The sequence below is a fragment of the Streptomyces sp. NPDC031274 genome (assembly GCF_055570235.1).
Genome location: NZ_JBVIHP010000019.1, coordinates 1 through 18983 on the forward strand (window position 1 = coordinate 1; position 18983 = coordinate 18983).

The following is an 18983-nucleotide window of genomic DNA, read 5'->3' on the forward strand; positions in this document are numbered from 1 at the left end:
CCCCCCCCCCCCCCCCCCCCCCCCCCCCCCCCCCCCCCCCCCCCCCCCCCCCCCCCCCCCCCCCCCCCCCCCCCCCCCCCCCCCCCCCCGCCCCCGTTCTGTGCCGTCTGTGCCGTAAGCGTCTGTGCCGTAAGTGTCTGCGCCGTCAGTGGGGGACGGGAGCGGCCGCGTACGTGCGGCGCAGAAAGCGGACCAGCGCCGAAGCGTCGAACTGCACGACCGCCACCCCCTGCGCCGAGTGGAACTCCATGACCGTCTGGACCCGCCCACAGGGCCAGATGCGCACGTCGCCGCTGGTGGTCGGGGCCCGCAGACCCTGTTCAAGGAGCTCCCGGGCGAAGGTCCACTCGTGAGAACCACGGGAATCGTGAGAACCACGGGAATCGTGGGAAGTGCGGGAATCGTGGGAACCAGGGAGGCCGATCCGCACCGAGTGCGGGTCGGCATCCGGGTCGTAGCGCAGGACGGCGGGGACAGTGAGCTGGTCGTCAGGGGAGTCCGTGACGACGTGGGCGCGTGCGAACTGTTCTACTGCGGACATCGCCGAACTCCTCACCATCACGTTCCTTATGCCCTCTAATGTCCCATATATCCTTATTCTCGCTCCAGGGTTGACCGGGGTGGCCAGGATGGCCGGGCGGATAACTGGGTAGAGGCTGCTCTTGCAAGCCGTTCGCAACAAGGCACTATCATTGAACGGTTCACGAGCGATCCGCTCTTTCCTTCTTTCTTCCTGTCCTGCCCAGGAGCGCGCGCATGCATGTCCCCGACGGATTCATCAACGCACCCGTCTCCGCCGCCACCGGGGTCATCGCCGCCGGAGCGGTCGCCGTCAGCCTCCGTGGCGCACGGCGTGAGCTGGACGAACGGACGGCGCCGCTCGCAGGCCTCGTGGCCGCGTTCATCTTCGCCGTGCAGATGCTGAACTTCCCCGTTGCCGCGGGCACCAGCGGACACCTGCTCGGCGGGGCGCTCGCCGCGATACTCGTCGGCCCCTACACAGGGGTCCTGTGCGTGTCCGTCGTCCTGCTCATGCAGGGTGTCCTCTTCGCGGACGGCGGCCTGACCGCGCTCGGCGTGAACATCACGGACATGGCGATCGTCACGACCGTCGTGGCCTACTTCGTCTTCCGCGGCCTGGTGAAGGTGCTCCCGCGCACCCGCCGCTCCATCACCGCCTCCTCCTTCGTCGCCGCGCTGATCTCCGTGCCCGCCGCCGCGGTCGCCTTCACGTTCATCTACGCGCTCGGCGGCACCACGGACGTCTCCATCGGCAAGGTCGCCTCGGCGATGATCGGCGTGCACGTCCTCATCGGCATCGGCGAGGCGGCGATCACCGCGCTCACCGTCGGCGCCGTCATCGCGGTCCGCCCCGACCTCGTGTACGGGGCGCGCGGCCTGACGCAGAAGCTCAAGCTCCGCGTCGCCGGCGAACTGGTCGACGCCCCCGTGTCCCCCGTGGCCGAAGAGCCCGCCCCCGCCGCCGCCCGCTCGCACCGCAAGGTGTGGATCTCGGGCCTGATCGCCTCCCTCGTCCTGGCGGGCTTCGTCAGCTTCTACGCCTCCGCGAACCCCGACGGCCTGGAGAAGGTCGCGCACGACAAGGGCATCGACAAGAAGGCCGAGGAGCACGCCAGCTCGGACTCCCCGCTCGCCGACTACGGCGTCAAGGACATCACCGACTCCCGCCTCTCCGGCGGCCTCGCGGGCGTGATCGGCGTCGGCGTCACCGTCGTCGCGGGCTCGGCGATCTTCTGGGCACTGCGGCGCCGCCGTACGACGGACGCGGACCCGGCGTCGACGACATCGGTCTCCGAGAGGGCCTGACATGGGTGCGGGCCACGCCCACCGGCTCTACCGGCACGGCCACTCGCCGGTGCACGCGCTGCCTCCCCACACCAAGCTGGCGGCGGTCTTCTGCTTCGTGGTCGTGGTGGTCTCCACACCGCGCGAGGCGATGTGGGCGTTCGGCCTCTACGCGCTGCTCATCGGCGCGGTGGCGTACGCCTCCCGCGTCCCCCTCCCGTTCCTCCTCAAGCGGCTGCTCATCGAGGTCCCGTTCGTGGCGTTCGCGGTGCTCATGCCGTTCGTGGCGGAGGGCGAGCGCGTCGACGTACTGGGCATGTCCCTGAGCGTGAACGGCCTCTGGGGCGCCTGGAACGTCCTCGCCAAGGGCACCCTCGGCGTAGCGGCATCCGTACTCCTGGCCTCCACCACGGAACTACGCGCACTGCTCCTGGGCCTCCAGCGCCTGAAGCTGCCGCCACTGCTCGTCCAGATCGCCTCGTTCATGATCCGGTACGGCGACGTGATCACGGACGAGATGCGCCGCATGAAGATCGCACGCGAGTCGCGCGGTTTCGAGGCGCGGGGCGTACGGCAGTGGGGCGTCCTCGCGAAGTCCGCCGGTGCGCTCTTCATCCGCTCGTACGAGAGGGGCGAGCGGGTGCATCTGGCCATGGTCAGCCGGGGGTACGCCGGTTCGATGCCGGTGATCGACGAGGTGACCGCCTCGCGTGCGCAGTGGACGTACGCTTTCGCCCTGCCGGGCGCTGCTCTTGTCGTCTGCCTGCTGGGATGGACCCTGTGACTACTGCTGCCGCTTCCGCTCCCGCCTCTCTGGACGTCTCCGGCCTGGCCTTCGCCTACCCCGACGGGCATCAGGCGCTCTTCGGCGTCGACATGACGATCGGCCGGGGTGAGCGGGTCGCGCTGCTCGGCCCGAACGGCGCGGGCAAGACGACGCTCGTCCTGCACCTGAACGGCATCCTGACGGGAGGCGCGGGCACGGTCACCGTCGCGGGCCTCCCGGTCGGCAAGAAGCACATGGCGGAGATCAGGCGCCGGGTCGGCATCGTCTTCCAGGACCCGGACGACCAGCTGTTCATGCCGACGGTGCGCGAGGATGTGGCGTTCGGTCCGGCGGCGGCCGGAATGCGCGGCCCCGATCTTGAGGCCCGCGTCCAGAAGGCGCTGTCACAGGTCGGCATGGCGGAGTTCACGGACCGCCCACCGCACCACCTCTCCTTCGGCCAGCGCAGGCGGGTCGCGGTGGCGACGGTCCTGGCGATGGAGCCGGAGATCCTGGTCCTTGACGAACCGTCCTCGAACCTGGACCCGGCCTCGCGCCGCGAACTGGCGGACATTCTCCGTTCGTTGGATGTAACGGTCCTGATGGTCACGCACGACCTGCCGTACGCACTCGAACTGTGCCCCCGCGCGCTGATCCTGAGCGAGGGAGTGATCGCGGCGGACGGCCCGACGGGCGAGCTGCTCGGGGACGAGGACCTGATGGGGGCGCACCGGCTTGAGCTGCCGTTCGGCTTCGATCCGAGGACGGTGCAGGTCACCCGGTACACCCGGTAGGGGATCGCGCCCGGGGAGGAGCCGTGCCGACGGGCGGCGAGGTCGGACACCCAGATCGGGCAGGCCGGACACCCAGGTCGGGCAGGCCGGACACCCAGGTCGGGCAGGCCGGACACCCAGGTCGGGCAGCGGGAGACCGCCACGGTCTCGCGCCGCCCGAACGTGATCACCGGTCAAGCGCGGGCGCGATGGATCACGCCTGGACCACCGGTGCCTGTAGTTCCGTCACCCAGTCGTCACGGTTCTCCGGGCACTCCAGGTTGACCTCTCGGGGGTAGCCGTTCGCCCGGTAGCCGTTGGCATCGGTCCAATGGGCCAGGGCCTGGGCGGTGGGGAGCACGGTGTCCATCGAACCGTGGTGCACGATGGTCGCGGCCTGGGCGAGGGGCGGCAGGTCGAGGATGCGGAAGGCGCCGTCCTGGAGAGGGGCGGAGACCTGGACGGCGGCGTGGACCCTGATCCTGCCGCCACCCTCCGGGGCGTCCTCGTCCTCGTAGTAGGCGACACCTGGGCCCGTAGGGGTGATGCCCGCAGAGCCCAGGCACCGGAACAGCTCGTCGTACAGCGGTCCGATGACCGGGGAGATGTCCTCGGGCTCGAAACTGGCGGCGGTCGCGCTCAGCTCCGCCACCCGGACGGTGGGGACGCTCTTGATGACAACGTCGTTCGTGGGCATGTGGCCCTCGCTCTCGATCGCTTGGAGCCTCGCCTCGACCTGCACCAGCCGTGCTCGCGCGACAGCCATCGCGGTCTCCAGTTCGGCCTGTCGCAGCCGCAGCATGCCGCGCAGTTCCTCGGCGGCGACCTTCTCGTCCACGATGTCCTGGACCTGCTGGAGGGTGAATCCGAGGTTCTTGAGCGCGATGATCCGGTTGAGGCGGGCGAGCTGGACAGCGGTGTAGTAGCGGTATCCGCTGGCAGGGTCGACGTGGGCCGGTCGCAGCAGGCCGGTCGCGTCGTAGTGACGCAGCATCCGGACCGAGACGCGGCCGTGCCGGGCGAAGTCTCCAATGATGAACATGATGTCTCCGAGCTGACCGCCTACCACGGTGTGAGAGTCAAGAAGCTACTTGGCAGCCGAGGGCCATCGGCGTAGCTACGACTCTTCGTAGCTACGAAGAGTCGTAGCTACGGTGAGTCCCCGTCGAGCGAGCTGTCCGCGACGGGCGCCACCACGTAAGACGCGCCACCACGTAAGACACCCCTCAGCCCGTGCCGACGCGTACGGCGGTCGTGGCCAAGGTGGTGTAGTTCATCGTGAAGCGTCCGCCCAGTGAGTCGATGGCGCTTCCGACCGCGTCCAGTATCTCGGCGAGCTGATCTGGGCGAAGTTGGGTGAGACCGCCGGTGGTGGGGAGCAGGTCGAGCCATTGGTCGCGGGTGTAGGACCGCTCCCAGTCGAATCGCCACTGTTCGGGATCGTCGAACTGTCCGGTCTCGCGGATCTTGTCGGCGAACTTCGCGTATCCCGCCCGGTAGAGATCGAGCGGACGTCGGGCAGGCTGTCCGCTCAGCGGGGAGTCGGGAGCCGCCCGGCGGTAGGCGGCGGCGAACGGTTCGGCCACCTCGACAGGCGGCTCGTACACGTGCCCGAAGATCGCCAGCCGTCCGCCGGGACGCAGCACACGAGCCACCTTTACGGCACCGGTGACCGGATCCACCCAGTGCCATGACTGCGCGGCGATGACAGTGTCGAACATCCGTCCGTCCGACTGCCAGGCTTCGAAGGCCGCCACGTCGACCTCAAGGCCACGGGCCCGCGCGAAGTCGGCCATCCGCGCATCGGGCTCGACGCCGAGCGTGGCGCAGCCGGCGGCCTGGAACTGGCGCGCCGCGATGCCGGTGCCGCAGCCGATGTCGAGCACGTCGGTCCCCGGGCTACCGGCGATGATCCGGGCCACCAATGCGTCGGGGTAGCCGGGCCGGGCCTGGTCGTAGCGTTGGGCGTCCATGCCGAACGACTCGGCCATCCGTCGGGCCGTATGCGCCTTCGCCGGGGGCGGTTGTGGTTCTTCTCGCGATAAGGTGGGCATGCGCCCACCTTAGTGGGCGAGTGCCCACTCGACAATGGGATGCCGACGGGATGACTGGCGCACGAGAGGATCTGTGAGTGCCGACCGGGTTGCACCTTCGCGATGCCCGACAGCAGCTGTTCGACGCTGCCGAACGCGTACTTCTGCGGGACGGGCCGACCGGGCTGACGAGCCGGGCCGTCACCGACGAGGCGGGCTGCGCCAAGGGCGTCCTGCACCGGCACTTCGCCGACTTCGACGCCTTCCTCACCGACCTCGTGCTCGACCGGGCCGCGCAACTCGATACGCAGGCGAGTGCGCTGCGCGATTCCGCGGGCACCGGCACGGTGGCCGACAACCTCACCAGCGCGCTGACCACCCTGTTCGGGCCGATTCCAGTGGCGATCATCCCGCTCATCACCTTCCGGGACGAGCTGCGCACGCGGCTGCGGAAGGCGAGGCCCGGAGGCGGCATCGCGATCCTGGCCCAGGCCACGAGCGCGATCTCCGCCTATCTGGCCGACGAGCGTGCACTGGGCCGTGTCGCGGCGGACGCCGACATCGACTCACTCACCCTCTCCCTGGTCGGAGGCGGGCATCTTCTGTTCGCGGACCGCGACTCCGGCCCGCCGACCACGGAGGCCGTCAACAGGCTCGTGACGTCGGCCATCGCCGACGCCGTGCGGCGACGACCGGCCTAGGCACCGTCCGGCGGACTCCGGCGGACTCCGGCGGACTCCGGCGGCCATGGCCGAAGCGACGGGCGGATCGCCCCGGCGCCGATGCAGGAAAGTCCCACCGACACGCCGTAGTCCACGGCGTGTCGGCGGGACTTTCCTGCAACCACCCCCCCCGGGACCAGAGACCTCAGCCCGCGTGCAGCATCAGCCCGATCCCGGCCACCATCAGGCCCGCCGCCACGAGCCTCGGTGCCCCGAACTTCTCCTTGAAGAAGATCGCCCCTATCGCCGCCCCGACGATGATCGAGGACTCCCGGAGTGCCGAGATCGGCGCCAGGTCCGCCTTCGTCTGGGCCCACAGGACCAGGCCGTACGCCGCCACGGAGAGGGCCGCTCCCAGCAGGCCCACCTTCGCGAACGGGCGCAGGCGAGCGACCATGCCACCGCGCCAGCGGTACGCCGCGTACAGCGGAATCGCCAGGCCCTCCATGATCATCAGCCATGCGATGTAGCCCATCGACGTTCCGGAGGCGCGGACGCCCAGTCCGTCCACCACCGTGTACGCCGCGATCGAGACGCCCGTCGCGAGCGCCGCGCCGATCGCCGCCCAGTCGGGGCGTCGTCCCGAGCCGCGTATGCCCCAGAGGGCGAGTCCCGTCAGGCCCGCGCACGAGACCGCGACTCCCGCCGCCTGCCAGGCATCCGGGATCTCGCCCGCGAAGACCGCCGCGAGGACCGTGACCACCAGTGGCGCCGTGCCGCGCGCGATCGGGTAGGCCTGGCCGAAGTCGCCGAGCTTGAAGGACTTCATGAGCAGGGCGTAGTAGCCCACGTGGATCGCTGCGGAGACGATCAGGTACGGCCACGCCTCGGCAGCCGGCATCGCCGCGAACGGGGTGATGAGCGCACCGATCAGCACCCCGCCGCCGGAGATGAGTGTGAAGCCGACCAGCTTGTCGGTGATGTGGTGCGCTATCGCGTTCCAGCACGCGTGCGTCACGGCGGCCAGCAGGACCGCCGCCGCCACCAGCGGCGTCACTTGGCGAGCTCGCGCACGTCCACCAGGGTGCCGTTCGCGTGGTTGATCAGGTCCTTGGGCGACATCGGGAAGACGGCGTGCGGGGTGCCCGCCGCCGCCCACACCACCTCGTGGTTCAGCAGCGAGCGGTCCGCCAGGACCCGTGTCTTCGTCGCGTGGCCGAAGGGCGGTACGCCACCGATCGCGTACCCCGTGGTCTCCCGGACGACGTCCGCCTTCGCGCGCGTCACCTTCGCCGCGCACAACTCCCACCGTACGAGCTCCACGTCCACCCGCGAGGCGCCGTCCATCAGGACGAGGACCGGAACACCGTCCGCCGCGAAGATCAGCGACTTGCAGATCTGGCTCAGCTCGCAGCCGATGGCCGCGGCGGCCTCCTGGGCGGTGCGGGCTCCCTCCGGGAAGGTGCGGACCTCGCTGACGAGTTCAGCGAGGCCCAGCTCGCTCAGCGCCGCGGCGAAACGGGGGTGGGCGGATGAATCTGTAGCGCTCATACCCGGCACGCTAGCGGTCCGTGTACGGGGCACGCGACTGTGTATCCGTATACCGGACAGCCCGTTCCGGGGAGGGGAGAGAGGCGGTCAGTGGACGGCCCGTGGGCCGTCCCCGCTCCGACTACTTGGCCGCCAGGAACATCGCCCGTACCAGCGGGCCCGCCGAGTCCCCGCCGTGTCCGCCCTCCTGCACCACCGCTCCCGCGGCCAGATCGCCGCGGTACGCCGTGAACCAGCCGTTGGGCTTCTTCTGGCCGTCGACCTCCGCGGAACCCGTCTTCGCGCCCATGTCGGAGCCGAGCCCGGACATGGGTTCCACCGCCGTGCCCGCGACCGCCGTGTAGTGCATCAGGTCCCGCAGAGCGGAAGCCGTCGCGCCCGACATCTTGCGCGGGGCCGTCGCCAGCGTGCGCTTGTCGACGTCCGGGGAGACCAGGTACGGCTGCTTGAACGTGCCCGACTTCACCGTGGCCGCCACCGACGCCATGTTCAGCGGGTTCATGCGGACCCCGCCCTGCCCGATCAGCGAGGCCGCCATCTGCGCGTCGCTCTGCACGGGGATCGCGCCGTCGAAGGTCGGGGCGCCGATCGACCAGTTGTCGCGGCCGAGGCCGAAGACCTCCTGCGCCTGTTTGGTCAGGGAGTCGTTCTGAAGCTCTTTGGCCTGGCTGATGAAGGCCGTGTTGCAGGACCGGGCGAAGCTCGCGCGGAACGTGCCGTCCTTGATCTGGAACTTGTCGTCGTTCTGGAACTTCCAGCCGCCGTACGTCACGTACTTCGGGCAGGGGTGCTTCTTGTCGACCCCCGCGAGCTTCTTCTCCAGGAGCAGGGACGATGTGATGACCTTCATCGTCGAGCCGGGGGCCAGCGAACCCTGGAACGCCGTGTTGAAGCCGCTGGGGTTGGAGTTGGCCGCCGCCAGGATCTCGCCCGTGCTCGGCTTCACCAGGACCACCGACGCCTGCTTGCGCTTGCCCGTCTCCTTCTCCGCCGCCGCCTGGAGCGAGGCGTCGAAGGTCGTCTTCAGGGTGCCGGGGGTGCCGGGGGAGAGCGTGAGCAGCGTCTTGTCGGGTGTCGCCTTGTCGTCGTCCTTCGTCGTCGCCGACTTCTCGGCGTCCTTCGCGCTGTTCTTGCGTACGACGCGCAGCTCGACGCCCGCCGTGCCGCCGGCCTTCTCGCCGAACTTCTCGCGCATGCTGTCCAACACCGTGCCCAGCGAGGGGTACTTCGCCTTGGTCAGCTCGCCGCCGTCCCGGTCCACCGCCTTGATCGGCGGGTCACCGGCCTCGCCGGTGACCAGGCGGTCGCCGTCCTTCAGGTCCGGGTGGACGACGGAGGGCTGCCAGCCGATCAGCGTCTTGCCGTCGTGCTTCCTGCGTACGACGGTGAGCTCGGACTCGTACGCGAAGGGCTTGGTCTTTCCCTCGTACGAGACCGTGGACGTGACCGAGAACGGCACCGTGGCGCCCGCACGCTTGCCCGGCTCCAGCTTCACCTTCGTGAGATGGGAGTCCTTGGCGTACGAGGTCAGCGCGGTCTTCGCCGCCGCCCGGTCGTCCGTGACCTCCGCGGCCGCCGCCACGTCGCCCTTCTCCCACGCGGTGAGGAAGTCCTGTGTGGTGGCACGGACCTCGGCGGTCGTCGGCGGGCCCGAGGCCACCGGCTTCTCGTCGACCGTCCCGTCGCCGTCACCGGACGAACCGCCGCCGATCAGGCTGTACGCGGCGATGCCCACGCCGCACACGACCACGGCGGCAGCGCCGCCGAGCACACCGGGGTGCACCTTGGTGCTCTTCGCACCCGATGCACCCGATACGCCCGATGCGCCGGTGATGTTCTTGATGCCCTTGCGCTCGCTGGCGCGCCCTCGCTTGCCCACTGATCCTCCGCAGATCCCCGATCCCAGATCCCGGAGCCCCCAACTCCGCACTGGAAGGCCCCACACTAGGGGGCTTTCATGAACCTTCCGACCACATGTCTCAACTGCCTGCGGCAAGCACCGCCGCCACGATAGGACCCGCCGTGTCCCCGCCGTGGCCGCCCTCCTGGGCCACCGCGGCGACTGCCACATCCTCTCGGTAGCCCGTGAACCAGCTGTTGGGCGCCTCCTGGCCGTCGACGTCCGCGGAGCCGGTCTTCGCGCCGATGCTGCCGCTGAGCCCGGCCATGGCGCCGGCGCCGGTGCCGCTGACCGCCGTACGGTTCATCATCGCCCGCAGCTGCTGGACGGTGGACGCGGGCAGGCCGTCGGCCTGCGCCAGCTCACGGTCGTCCAGGTCCTGGGCGACGATGACCGGCTGCCGGAAGTCTCCCGTCATCGCGGTCGCCGTCACGGACGCCAGGTTGAGCGGGTTCAGCTGCACCTTGCCCTGGCCGATCATGTTCGACGCGCGGTCAGGACCGCCGGACGCCGGGACCGAGCCGTCGGACGTCGTGACGCCCACCTTCCAGTCGAGGCCGAGGCCGAACCGGTTCTGCGCCTCTTCGGTGAGCGACTCGTCCGTGATGCCGTCCTCGTCGACCAGCTTCACGAACGCGGTGTTGCAGGACCGCGCGAAGCTGTCCGACAGGGTCGCGTTCTCGTCCGGGGCGAGGCCCTTCAGGTTGTTGATCTGGTGGCTCTGCCAGACGGCGCTGTTCGGGCAGGGCGCGGGGCCGTTCGCCTTGGTCACGCCCTTGTCGATGAGCATCGCCGCCGAGACGATCTTCATCGTCGAGCCGGGGGCCTGCCGACCCTCAAGGGCCGCGTTGAACTCGTCCTTGCGGTTGTTGGCGACCGCGAGCACCTCGCCGGAGCTCGGCTGGACGGCGACCACGGAGGACTCCGCGTGCTGCGCCACCGCCTTCTCCGCGGCTCGCTGCGCGGTCAGACTCAGCGTCGTCCGCAACTTGCCCGCCCTGCCCTTGGCGAGGGTGAGGAGCGTCTGCGTACCCGCGTCCTCGTCCGCGTGCTGGACGTAGAGCTCGACGCCGGGTGTGCCGCCCGCCTCGTCGCCGTACTTCGCGCGCAGTTGGTCCAGGACCGGGCCGAGCGTCGGGTGGTCCTTCTTGTCCAGGACCGCGCCGTGCCGGTCGACGGCCCGGATGGGGGGCGCGGCGGCCTCACCGGTGTGCAGGGTGTCGTCCCGCTTCAGGTCCGGGTGGACGACCGAGGGGGTCCAGTCGACGAGCGCGCGGCCGGTGGTCTCGCCGCGGACGACGGTCAGTTCGGAGTCGTACGCGAAGGGCTTGGTCTTCCCCTTGTACGACACCGTGGCCTCGACCGAGAACGGCACGGTCGTGCCGGTCGTCCTGCCCGGCGTGAGCTTCACCTTCGTCAGGTGGGCGTCCTCGCGGTAGCCGATCAGGAGATTCGATGCCGCTTCCGCGTTGTTCGTGTACGTCGAGGCCCGACCGGCGTCCCCCGCGGCCCACGCGGCGAAGAACTTCTCCGTCACCTCGCCGATCTCACGGCTCGTCGGCGGCCCCGCCTTCACCGGCTTGGGGTCCGCCGAAGCGGAGCCCCCTGTCACGCCGTTCACCAAGTTGTACGCGCCGTACCCCGCGCCACCGACCATGACGGCGAAGACCCCGCCCACCAGAGTGACCTTGACCCCTTTGTGCATCTCGCGTTCCCCTCCCCAGGAGTCCTCCCGAATGAATTCGGGAGGATCGCTCGCCCAGAACCTTAGGCGGAGGAAGTGACGGGAGAGGGCGCTGTTATCCGAAGGTGTCCAAGGTGCCCACTACAACCAGATGTCCAGACCAACGTGTCGAGGATCGCTAGACCCACGTATCCAGGATCATTCGGGCCCGCCAGGAATCGATGGGAATGGCCTGGCCGGTGTAAATCGGCCAGAACCAGACGAAGTTCCAGATGATCAGGAGTACGAGGACGCCCGAGGCCGCCGCGCCCACGACCCGCCGCCGTTCGCTCGAACCGGGCGGACCCAGGATCGCGCCGATCATCATCGCCACGGCCAGGCACAGGAACGGAACGAAGACGACGGCGTAGAAGAAGAAGATCGTCCGCTCCTGGTACATGAACCACGGCAGATAGCCCGCCGCGATCCCGCACACGATCGCGCCCGCCCGCCAGTCCCTGCGGAACACCCACCGCCACAGCACGTAGAGCAGCGCGAAGGCCCCGGCCCACCACAGCATCGGAGTGCCGAGCGCGAGGACCTCGCGGGCGCACTTCTCCGCGGTGCCGGAGGGGCAGCCGTCCTTGCCGGGCAGCGGTGACTCGTAGAAGTACGAGACGGGGCGGCCGTCGACGATCCAGCTCCACGGGTTCGACTGGTAGGTGTGCGGCGAGGAGAGCCCCACGTGGAAGTCGTAGACCGCGTGTTCGTAGTGCCACAGGCTGCGCAGCCAGTCCGGCAGGAACGTGAAGGAGCCGCCCTTGCCGTCCGTCGCGGCCCAGTCGCGGTAGTAGCCGCCCGTGCCGTCCGTCGGGGAGAGGATCCAGCCGAGCCAGGACAGGACGTACGTGCCGATCGCGACCGGCACCGTCGAGACGAACGCCGGGAACACGTCCCGCTTCAGGACCGCGCGGTAGGGGCGCACCGCACCGGCGACCCGGCGGCCGCCCACGTCCCACAGGACGGTCATCAAGCAGAAGAAGACCATGATGTACAGGCCGTTCCACTTGGTGCCGAAGGCGAGCCCGAGGCAGAGCCCGGCCGCCCAGCGCCACGGCCGCCAGCCAAGGCGCAGGGTCTCGGCGACGTACGCGTCCGCGCGCGCCGTCCCGCTCTCGTCCCTCGGCAGAGCGTCCGCGAGCTTCTCCCGCGCCTTGTCCCGGTCGATGAGGAGGCAGCCGAACGCGGCGAGCACGAAGAACATCAGGACCTGGTCGAGCAGCGCGGTGCGGCTCATCACGAAGTGCAGCCCGTCCACCGCGAGCAGCCCGCCCGCCAGGCACCCCAGGAACGTGGAGCGGAAAAGACGCCGCCCGATCCGGCACAGCATCAGGACCGACAGGGTGCCGAGCACCGCCGTCATGAAACGCCAGCCGAAGGGGTCGAAGCCGAAGAGCCACTCGCCGATGCCGATGACGTACTTGCCGACCGGCGGATGCACCACGTACGCGGCGTCCGTGGGGATCTTGATGCCCGACCCCTGCTGCAGGACGGTGTCGTTGACCTTGTCGGGCCAGTTGACCTCGAAACCCCGGTGGATCAGCGCCCAGGCGTCCTTGGCGTAATACGTCTCGTCGAATATCACGGCCTTCGGGCTGCCGAGGTTCCAGAACCGGGTGAGCCCCGCGACGAGCGTGATCAGCAGCGGACCGATCCATCCCGACCACCGGGCCAGCTGATCGGCGTTCTGCTTCGGCATACCGATCGACGCCCACAGCCGCGGGCTCGGTTCGGTGTACGGAGGCACGAGCCGGGCCCGGACACCGGCCGTGGGCCGCGCCACATATCCGAAGCGGCGCAGCCTGTGCTGCCACGACGGCTGCTGCTCCTCGGCTGCCTGGCCCTGGCGGGTGTCCGGGGAAGACGCGGTACTGGTCACCGCGCCATCGTAGGGAACGCGACTGTGTGAGTCCCGCCCCCTGGCCCCTGCGAGGATGGAACAGTGACAGGAAGCGCTGATTCCCCCGGAAACCCGTCCACCGGAACCCTCGTTCTCGCGGGCACGCCGATCGGTGACGTCGCGGACGCCCCGCCGCGGCTCGCCGCCGAGCTCGAGTCGGCCGATGTCGTGGCCGCCGAGGACACCCGGCGGCTGCGCAGGCTCACCCAGGCGCTCGGCGTGCAGGTGGGCGGGCGGGTCGTCTCGTACTTCGAGGGCAACGAGAGCGCGCGCACGCCCGATCTCGTCGAGGCGCTGGTGGGCGGTGCGCGGGTGCTGCTCGTGACGGACGCCGGGATGCCGTCGGTGTCCGACCCCGGGTACCGGCTCGTCGCCGCCGCCGTGGAGAAGGACATCCGGGTCACCGCCGTACCGGGCCCGTCCGCCGTGCTCACCGCGCTCGCGCTCTCGGGGCTTCCGGTGGACCGCTTCTGCTTCGAGGGCTTCCTGCCGCGCAAGGCCGGCGAGCGGCTCTCGCGGCTGCGCGAGGTGGCCGACGACCGTCGCACTCTCGTCTACTTCGAGGCACCGCACCGTATCGACGACACCCTCGTCGCGATGACGGAGGCGTTCGGCGAAGAGCGCAGGGCGGCCGTCTGCCGCGAGCTGACCAAGACGTACGAAGAGGTAAAGCGCGGTTCGCTGAAGGAGCTCGCCGAGTGGGCCGCGGACGGCGTACGCGGGGAGATCACCGTCGTCGTCGAGGGCGCACCGGAGAAGAACCCCGGTGAGCTGGGCCCGGACGAGCTGGTGCGCAGGGTGCGGGTGCGCGAGGAGGCGGGGGAGCGACGCAAGGAGGCGATCGCCGCCGTCGCGGCCGATGCGGGGCTACCCAAACGCGAAGTGTTCGATGCGGTCGTAGCGGCAAAGAATGCGGCTCAGGCCGCCCCATCGGACAGCAAAGGACTGTTGTAAAAGGCAAAGTGCGGGCCGCGCACCGAGCCTGAAGGCTATGGAAAGGCCAAATCGGCTTCAACTGTCGACAGGTCTGATGCACTCGCTCCGGGAAAGGCGTCCACTGGTCAAAGGGACGCACCCGTCCCCACGCTTCCGGCCGGGAGGAAATCCCCGTCCCGGAAGCGCTTGTCCAGCGGACAAGAGGAGCTGGAATGAGTGAGATCGCCGACACCGGTCACCACCACACCACGGCGTCCGACGCGATATCCGCGGCACCCGCGACAACCAACGTTCACGAGTCGTACGCCTTCGCCTGTATGCGCTGCGGGCACGGCTGGGAACAGTCTTACGAGATCGAGCATCACGTCGACGCCAAGGGCAAGGAATTCGTGACGTACGTGGCGGACGGCCTCCATGTGCCGTCGCCCCTGACCCGGCCGACGTGCGTGAACTGTGACGGGCATGTCGTACGGATCATGCGGGCCGGACAGGTGTCGTCGGTGCTCAATCTGATGCAGCGGCATCACGCGCCGCGGGCGGCGCGAGCGGACAACTCCGGGGCCGGGGCCGAGGCCGCCGAACCCCGTGAGCCCAAGCACCACCACTGGCACCTGTCGGCGCTCCTGCACCCCTTCCACCACCGCAAGGCGGGATGACGTCCCTTTCGGCGGGCTGACGTCCCCTTCGTAGGATCGGGGCATGCCTTCCTCTTCCAAAGACGCCGACGCCAAGAACGCCGCGCCGCCGCTGCCCGAACCCCTTCGGGTGGCGGTCGCCGACTCGCACACCCACCTCGACATGCAGTCGGGGACGGTGGACGAGGGGCTCGCCAAGGCCGCGGCGGTGGGCGTGACGACGGTCGTACAGGTGGGCTGCGACGTCGCGGGTTCGCGTTGGGCGGCCGAGACGGCCGCCGCGTACGAGAGCGTGCACGCCACCGTCGCCCTGCACCCCAACGAGGCGCCGCGCATCGTGCTCGGCGACCCCGACGGCTGGTCCCGGCAGGGCGCGCGCCAGGCGGGCGGCGAGGGAGCGCTCGACGCCGCGCTCGCCGAGATCGACGTGCTCGCCGCGTTGCCGCAGGTCAAGGGCGTCGGCGAGACCGGACTCGACTACTTCCGCACCGGGCCCGAGGGCAAGGCCGCCCAGGAGCGGTCCTTCCGCGCCCACATCGAGATCGCCAAGCGGCACGGCAAGGCCCTGGTCATCCACGATCGCGAGGCGCACGAAGATGTGCTGCGGGTCCTGAAGGAGGAGGGCGCTCCGGAGCGCACCGTCTTCCACTGCTACTCGGGCGACGCGGCGATGGCCCAAGTGTGCGCGGAGAACGGGTACTTCATGTCCTTCGCCGGCAACATGACCTTCAAGAACGCGCAGGGGCTGCGGGACGCGCTGGCGGTCGCCCCGCTCGAACTCGTGCTCGTGGAGACCGACGCGCCCTTCCTCACGCCCGCTCCCTACCGCGGACGGCCTAACGCTCCGTATCTCATTCCGGTCACATTGCGGGCCATGGCCGAGGTGCGCGGTATCGACGAGGACGCCATGGCCGAGGCGATCTCGGTCAATACGGCGCGCGCCTTTGATTACTGACGGATAACGCCCGGAACCCTCCCTGGCCTGTTGGTTCCGGGCGCCGTCGCGACACTGCGTAGCCGCGCTGCTTTGGAGAGTGACGGTTGCTCCGCTAGGTTCTGGTCCGCCTCGCCCGATCCGGACCAGAACGAGAACGCTGGAGCGTCGTCGTGAGTCATGCGCCGCAGTACGAGACGTCCTATGGGGGCGGGACGACCTATGAGCCGGAGCCCGAGCCCGGGCTGGGCCTTGAGCCTGAGCCCGAGCCGGGGTTCGAGCCCGAGCCGGGGCCGGGGGATCGCTTTCCCCGGCAGGCCACCGGGTCCGCCCCCGACGGCGGGCGGGCCGAGGCGCGGCGGGCCGCCCGGCGGAAGAAGACGAAGCCACCGCGGTCGAGTCCGCGGCCCAAGGCTTCGTCGGAGCGGCCCGACGCGCTGCGGCGGCTCCTGCCGCAGGCGCTGGTCGTCGCCTTCCTCGCGGGCGGCACCTCGGCCTTCGTCGCCAACGACAAGGCCGTGGAGCTGAGCGTCGACGGCGAGACGCGGACCCTGCACACCTTCGCCGACGACGTGGGTGAGCTGCTCGAGGACGAAGGCGTGGACTTCGGCACGCACGACATCGTGGCGCCGACCGCGTCCACGGCCCTGGCCAGCGGCGACGAGATCGCCGTCCGCTACGGCCGGCCGGTCAAGCTCACCCTCGACGGCCGGCGGCGCGAGGTGTGGACGACGGCGCACACGGTGGACGGCGCGCTGCGGCAGCTCGGGGTGCGGGCCGAGGGCGCCTACCTGTCGGCCTCGCGGAGCAGGCGGATCGAGCGGGACGGCCTCGATCTGGACGTACGGACCGAGCGCACCGTGACGATCATGGCGGACGGGCGTGAGCGGACCATCCGTACGAACGCGGCGACGGTGGCGGAAGCGGTCCAGGAGTCGGGGCTCACCCTGGACGGCCAGGACACGACCTCCGTCCCGCCCGGCAGCTTCCCGCGCGACGGGCAGACAGTCACCGTCATGCGGATCTCCGCGCACAAGGAGGTGCGGGACGAACCGATCCCGTTCGACGTGCGGCGTACGCACGATCCGGAGCTCTTCGCCGGTACGGAGGTCGTGGACCGGCAGGGGCACCAGGGGACCCGGCGGGTGACGTACGCGCTGCGGACGGTCAACGGCGTCAAGCAGAAGCCGCGGCGGATGCGGGCCGAGGTAGTGCGGGAGCCGCAGACGCAGATCGTGAGGGTGGGCACGAAGCAGCGGCCCAGTTCGGTGGAGGGGGCGGAGGGCCTGAACTGGGGCTCGCTCGCGCACTGCGAGTCGGGCGGCCGTCCGAACGCGGTGGACGCTTCGGGTACGTACGGGGGGCTGTACCAGTTCGATACGCGGACGTGGCAGGGGCTCGGCGGGTCGGGTCGCCCGCAGGACGCCTCCGCGGAGGAGCAGACGCTCCGGGCGAAGAAGCTGTACGTGCGCCGGGGGGCCAGTCCTTGGCCGCACTGTGGAGGACGGCTGTAGGGGGCTTCGTCCGGGGGCGGACGCCGGGCGACCGGCGACGGTCCGGGCCCAGGGGGCGGGCCACGTAACCTGGGGTGGTGAGTAACAGTGAGCCCGGGGCCCTGCTTGGCGCCGCCGACATCCGAGAACTGGCCGCCGCCTTGGGCGTACGCCCGACGAAGCAGCGGGGCCAGAACTTCGTCATCGACGCCAACACCGTCCGCCGCATCGTCCGCACCGCGGAAGTCGGCCCCCAGGACGTGGTCGTCGAGGTCGGGCCGGGGCTCGGCTCGCTGACCCTCGCGCTGCTCGACACCGCGGACAGCGTCATCGCGGTCGAGATCGACGACACGCTCGCAGGGGCCCTCCCCGCCACCATCGAGGCCAGGCTCCCGGCGAAGGCGAGCTCCTTCGCGCTCGTGCACAGCGACGCCATGCTCGTACGAGAGCTGCCGGGCCCCGCCCCGACCGCGCTGGTCGCCAACCTCCCGTACAACGTCGCCGTGCCGGTCCTCCTCCACATGCTCGACACCTTCCCCAGCATCGAGCGCACGCTCGTGATGGTGCAGGCCGAGGTCGCCGACCGCCTCGCCGCCGATCCGGGCTCCAAGGTGTACGGCGTGCCGTCCGTGAAGGCGAACTGGTACGCCGACGTGAAGCGCGCCGGATCCATCGGGCGCAACGTCTTCTGGCCCGCGCCGAACGTCGACTCGGGCCTCGTCTCGCTGGTCCGGCGGGCCGAGCCGGTCAAGACCACCGCTTCGAAGAAGGAAGTCTTCGCCGTCGTCGACGCGGCCTTCGCCCAGCGCCGCAAGACGTTGCGGGCCGCCCTCGCCGGATGGGCGGGCTCGGCGGCGGCCGCGGAGGCGGCGCTCGTCGCCGCCGGAGTCTCGCCGCAGGCGCGCGGCGAGGCGCTGACGGTGGAGGAGTTCGCGCGGATCGCCGAGCACAAGGGAGCGGGCGCGTGAGCCAGAGCGTGCAGAGCGTGACCGTACGGGTTCCCGCGAAGGTCAATGTCCAGCTCGCCGTGGGTGGCGCCCGCGCGGACGGGTTCCATGACCTCGCCAATGTCTTTCTCGCCGTCGGGCTCTACGACGAGGTCACCGTGACGCCGGCTGAGCGGCTGCGGGTGACCTGCTCAGGGCCCGACGCCGCTCAAGTTCCTCTCGACCGTACGAACTTGGCGGCGAGGGCGGCGGAGCTGCTTGCCGCGCGCCATGGACGCAGGGCCGATGTGCACATCCACATCGCCAAGGACATTCCCGTCGCGGGCGGCATGGCGGGCGGCAGCGCGGACGGCGCGGGCGCGCTCGTGGCGTGCGACGCGCTGTGGGGGACCGAGGCGTCGAGGGACGAACTCCTCGACATCTGCGCCGAGTTGGGCAGCGATGTGCCGTTCAGCCTGGTGGGTGGCGCGGCGCTCGGCACGGGGCGGGGGGAGAAGCTGGAGGTCCTGGAGGTCGGCGGGGAGTTCCACTGGGTGTTCGCGGTGGCCGACGGCGGGCTCTCCACGCCCGCGGTCTACCGCGAGTTCGACCGGCTGACCCCGGACGCCCCGGCGCCGGAGGCGTCCCCCACGCTGCTCGACGCCCTGCGTAAGGGGGACGCCGAGGCGCTCGCCGGTGCCGTCACCAACGATCTTCAGCCCGCGGCTCTCTCCCTCTTCCCCTCGCTCTCCGGCACCCTCGCCGCGGGCACCGGCGCGGGCGCCCTGGCCGCGCTGGTCTCCGGCTCCGGGCCGACGACGGCGTTCCTGGCCGCGGACGCCGCGTCCGCCCGACGGATCGCCGAGGCCCTCGCGGCCTCCGGTACCTGCCGCACGGCCCGGGTGGCGGACTCACCCGCGCCGGGCGCAGTGGTGCTCTAGGTAC

The 18983-nt window shown here is 70.4% G+C and carries 18 protein-coding genes; 10 read left to right on the top strand and 8 right to left on the bottom strand.

The annotated features are described in order from the left end of the window. Positions 1-145: 145 nt before the first annotated feature. Positions 146-541, bottom strand: coding sequence for an SsgA family sporulation/cell division regulator (locus ACZ5CR_RS27845; RefSeq protein ID WP_468862188.1), 396 nt, complete (start codon positions 539-541; stop codon positions 146-148). 215 nt (positions 542-756) lie between these two features. On the opposite strand from ACZ5CR_RS27845, the gene ACZ5CR_RS27850 reads away from it, so the two are divergent. Genes ACZ5CR_RS27850 through ACZ5CR_RS27860 form a run of 3 tightly spaced genes read left to right on the top strand, consistent with a single transcriptional unit; the run spans position 757 to position 3366 of the window. Then, a complete protein-coding gene (locus ACZ5CR_RS27850) occupies positions 757-1827 on the top strand; it encodes an energy-coupling factor ABC transporter permease (protein WP_468862191.1) in 1071 nt (356 codons plus the stop codon). 1 nt (position 1828) lies between these two features. Next, entirely contained in the window at positions 1829-2590 is a 762-nt protein-coding gene (cbiQ, locus tag ACZ5CR_RS27855) for a cobalt ECF transporter T component CbiQ (RefSeq protein WP_468862193.1), read from the top strand. Then, positions 2578-3366 (top strand): energy-coupling factor ABC transporter ATP-binding protein, encoded by a 789-nt coding sequence (locus ACZ5CR_RS27860; RefSeq protein WP_468862196.1) that lies wholly within the window; start codon positions 2578-2580, stop codon positions 3364-3366. The genes cbiQ and ACZ5CR_RS27860 overlap by 13 nt, the downstream gene beginning before the upstream one ends. A gap of 193 nt (positions 3367-3559) precedes the next feature. On the opposite strand, the gene ACZ5CR_RS27865 is transcribed toward ACZ5CR_RS27860, so the two are convergent. Both ACZ5CR_RS27865 and ACZ5CR_RS27870 read right to left on the bottom strand, forming a co-directional pair. Next, positions 3560-4387 carry a MerR family transcriptional regulator gene (locus ACZ5CR_RS27865; RefSeq protein WP_468862199.1) on the bottom strand — a complete coding sequence of 276 codons (828 nt, stop codon included), beginning with the start codon at positions 4385-4387 and terminating at the stop codon, positions 3560-3562. A gap of 184 nt (positions 4388-4571) precedes the next feature. Further along, entirely contained in the window at positions 4572-5399 is an 828-nt protein-coding gene (locus ACZ5CR_RS27870; protein WP_468862201.1) for a class I SAM-dependent methyltransferase, read from the bottom strand. A gap of 77 nt (positions 5400-5476) precedes the next feature. Here ACZ5CR_RS27870 and ACZ5CR_RS27875 point away from each other — a divergent pair, with 77 nt between their 5' ends. Further along, positions 5477-6079 carry a TetR/AcrR family transcriptional regulator gene (locus ACZ5CR_RS27875; RefSeq protein ID WP_468862203.1) on the top strand — a complete coding sequence of 201 codons (603 nt, stop codon included), beginning with the start codon at positions 5477-5479 and terminating at the stop codon, positions 6077-6079. Between the two features lie 166 nt (positions 6080-6245). On the opposite strand, the gene ACZ5CR_RS27880 is transcribed toward ACZ5CR_RS27875, so the two are convergent. The 5 genes from ACZ5CR_RS27880 to ACZ5CR_RS27900 all read right to left on the bottom strand — a co-directional run bounded on the left by ACZ5CR_RS27880 (position 6246) and on the right by ACZ5CR_RS27900 (position 13093). Then, the gene (locus tag ACZ5CR_RS27880) at positions 6246-7097 is read right to left on the bottom strand and encodes an EamA family transporter (protein WP_468862205.1); all 852 of its coding nucleotides are present in this window, start codon (positions 7095-7097) and stop codon (positions 6246-6248) included. Further along, positions 7094-7591 carry a YbaK/EbsC family protein gene (locus ACZ5CR_RS27885; RefSeq protein WP_468862207.1) on the bottom strand — a complete coding sequence of 166 codons (498 nt, stop codon included), beginning with the start codon at positions 7589-7591 and terminating at the stop codon, positions 7094-7096. The genes ACZ5CR_RS27880 and ACZ5CR_RS27885 overlap by 4 nt, the downstream gene beginning before the upstream one ends. A 121-nt stretch (positions 7592-7712) precedes the next feature. Then, positions 7713-9470: a penicillin-binding transpeptidase domain-containing protein gene (locus tag ACZ5CR_RS27890; RefSeq protein ID WP_468862210.1), complete on the bottom strand. Its 1758-nt coding sequence runs from the start codon at positions 9468-9470 to the stop codon at positions 7713-7715. 100 nt (positions 9471-9570) lie between these two features. Further along, a complete protein-coding gene (locus ACZ5CR_RS27895) occupies positions 9571-11196 on the bottom strand; it encodes a penicillin-binding transpeptidase domain-containing protein (RefSeq protein ID WP_468862212.1) in 1626 nt (541 codons plus the stop codon). Between the two features lie 157 nt (positions 11197-11353). After that, on the bottom strand, positions 11354-13093 hold the full coding sequence (locus ACZ5CR_RS27900) for a dolichyl-phosphate-mannose--protein mannosyltransferase (RefSeq protein ID WP_468862214.1): 1740 nt from the start codon (positions 13091-13093) through the stop codon (positions 11354-11356). Positions 13094-13156: 63 nt separating this feature from the next. On the opposite strand from ACZ5CR_RS27900, the gene rsmI reads away from it, so the two are divergent. The 6 genes from rsmI to ACZ5CR_RS27930 all read left to right on the top strand — a co-directional run bounded on the left by rsmI (position 13157) and on the right by ACZ5CR_RS27930 (position 18979). Further along, positions 13157-14068, top strand: coding sequence for a 16S rRNA (cytidine(1402)-2'-O)-methyltransferase (gene rsmI, locus ACZ5CR_RS27905; protein ID WP_468862216.1), 912 nt, complete (start codon positions 13157-13159; stop codon positions 14066-14068). A gap of 194 nt (positions 14069-14262) precedes the next feature. Next, entirely contained in the window at positions 14263-14706 is a 444-nt protein-coding gene (locus ACZ5CR_RS27910; protein ID WP_468862217.1) for a hypothetical protein, read from the top strand. A 43-nt stretch (positions 14707-14749) separates the two neighbouring features. Next, on the top strand, positions 14750-15640 hold the full coding sequence (locus tag ACZ5CR_RS27915) for a TatD family hydrolase (protein ID WP_468862218.1): 891 nt from the start codon (positions 14750-14752) through the stop codon (positions 15638-15640). Between the two features lie 152 nt (positions 15641-15792). Continuing rightward, positions 15793-17133, top strand: coding sequence for a ubiquitin-like domain-containing protein (locus tag ACZ5CR_RS27920; RefSeq protein WP_468862221.1), 1341 nt, complete (start codon positions 15793-15795; stop codon positions 17131-17133). Between the two features lie 77 nt (positions 17134-17210). Then, positions 17211-18080 (top strand): 16S rRNA (adenine(1518)-N(6)/adenine(1519)-N(6))-dimethyltransferase RsmA, encoded by an 870-nt coding sequence (gene rsmA / locus ACZ5CR_RS27925; protein WP_468862223.1) that lies wholly within the window; start codon positions 17211-17213, stop codon positions 18078-18080. After that, positions 18077-18979, top strand: coding sequence for a 4-(cytidine 5'-diphospho)-2-C-methyl-D-erythritol kinase (locus ACZ5CR_RS27930; protein WP_468862224.1), 903 nt, complete (start codon positions 18077-18079; stop codon positions 18977-18979). The genes rsmA and ACZ5CR_RS27930 overlap by 4 nt, the downstream gene beginning before the upstream one ends. Positions 18980-18983 lie beyond the last annotated feature (4 nt).

Excerpts from the sequence above, each read along its gene's own strand:
- ACZ5CR_RS27845 (WP_468862188.1), bottom strand. The coding sequence starts at position 541 with ATGTCCGCAGTAGAACAGTTCGCACGCGCCCACGTCGTCACGGACTCC.
- ACZ5CR_RS27850 (WP_468862191.1), top strand. The coding sequence starts at position 757 with ATGCATGTCCCCGACGGATTCATCAACGCACCCGTCTCCGCCGCCACC.
- cbiQ (WP_468862193.1), top strand. The coding sequence starts at position 1,829 with ATGGGTGCGGGCCACGCCCACCGGCTCTACCGGCACGGCCACTCGCCG.
- ACZ5CR_RS27860 (WP_468862196.1), top strand. The coding sequence starts at position 2,578 with ATGGACCCTGTGACTACTGCTGCCGCTTCCGCTCCCGCCTCTCTGGAC.
- ACZ5CR_RS27865 (WP_468862199.1), bottom strand. The coding sequence starts at position 4,387 with ATGTTCATCATTGGAGACTTCGCCCGGCACGGCCGCGTCTCGGTCCGG.
- ACZ5CR_RS27870 (WP_468862201.1), bottom strand. The coding sequence starts at position 5,399 with ATGCCCACCTTATCGCGAGAAGAACCACAACCGCCCCCGGCGAAGGCG.
- ACZ5CR_RS27885 (WP_468862207.1), bottom strand. The coding sequence starts at position 7,591 with ATGAGCGCTACAGATTCATCCGCCCACCCCCGTTTCGCCGCGGCGCTG.
- ACZ5CR_RS27895 (WP_468862212.1), bottom strand. The coding sequence starts at position 11,196 with ATGCACAAAGGGGTCAAGGTCACTCTGGTGGGCGGGGTCTTCGCCGTC.
- ACZ5CR_RS27910 (WP_468862217.1), top strand. The coding sequence starts at position 14,263 with ATGAGTGAGATCGCCGACACCGGTCACCACCACACCACGGCGTCCGAC.
- ACZ5CR_RS27915 (WP_468862218.1), top strand. The coding sequence starts at position 14,750 with ATGCCTTCCTCTTCCAAAGACGCCGACGCCAAGAACGCCGCGCCGCCG.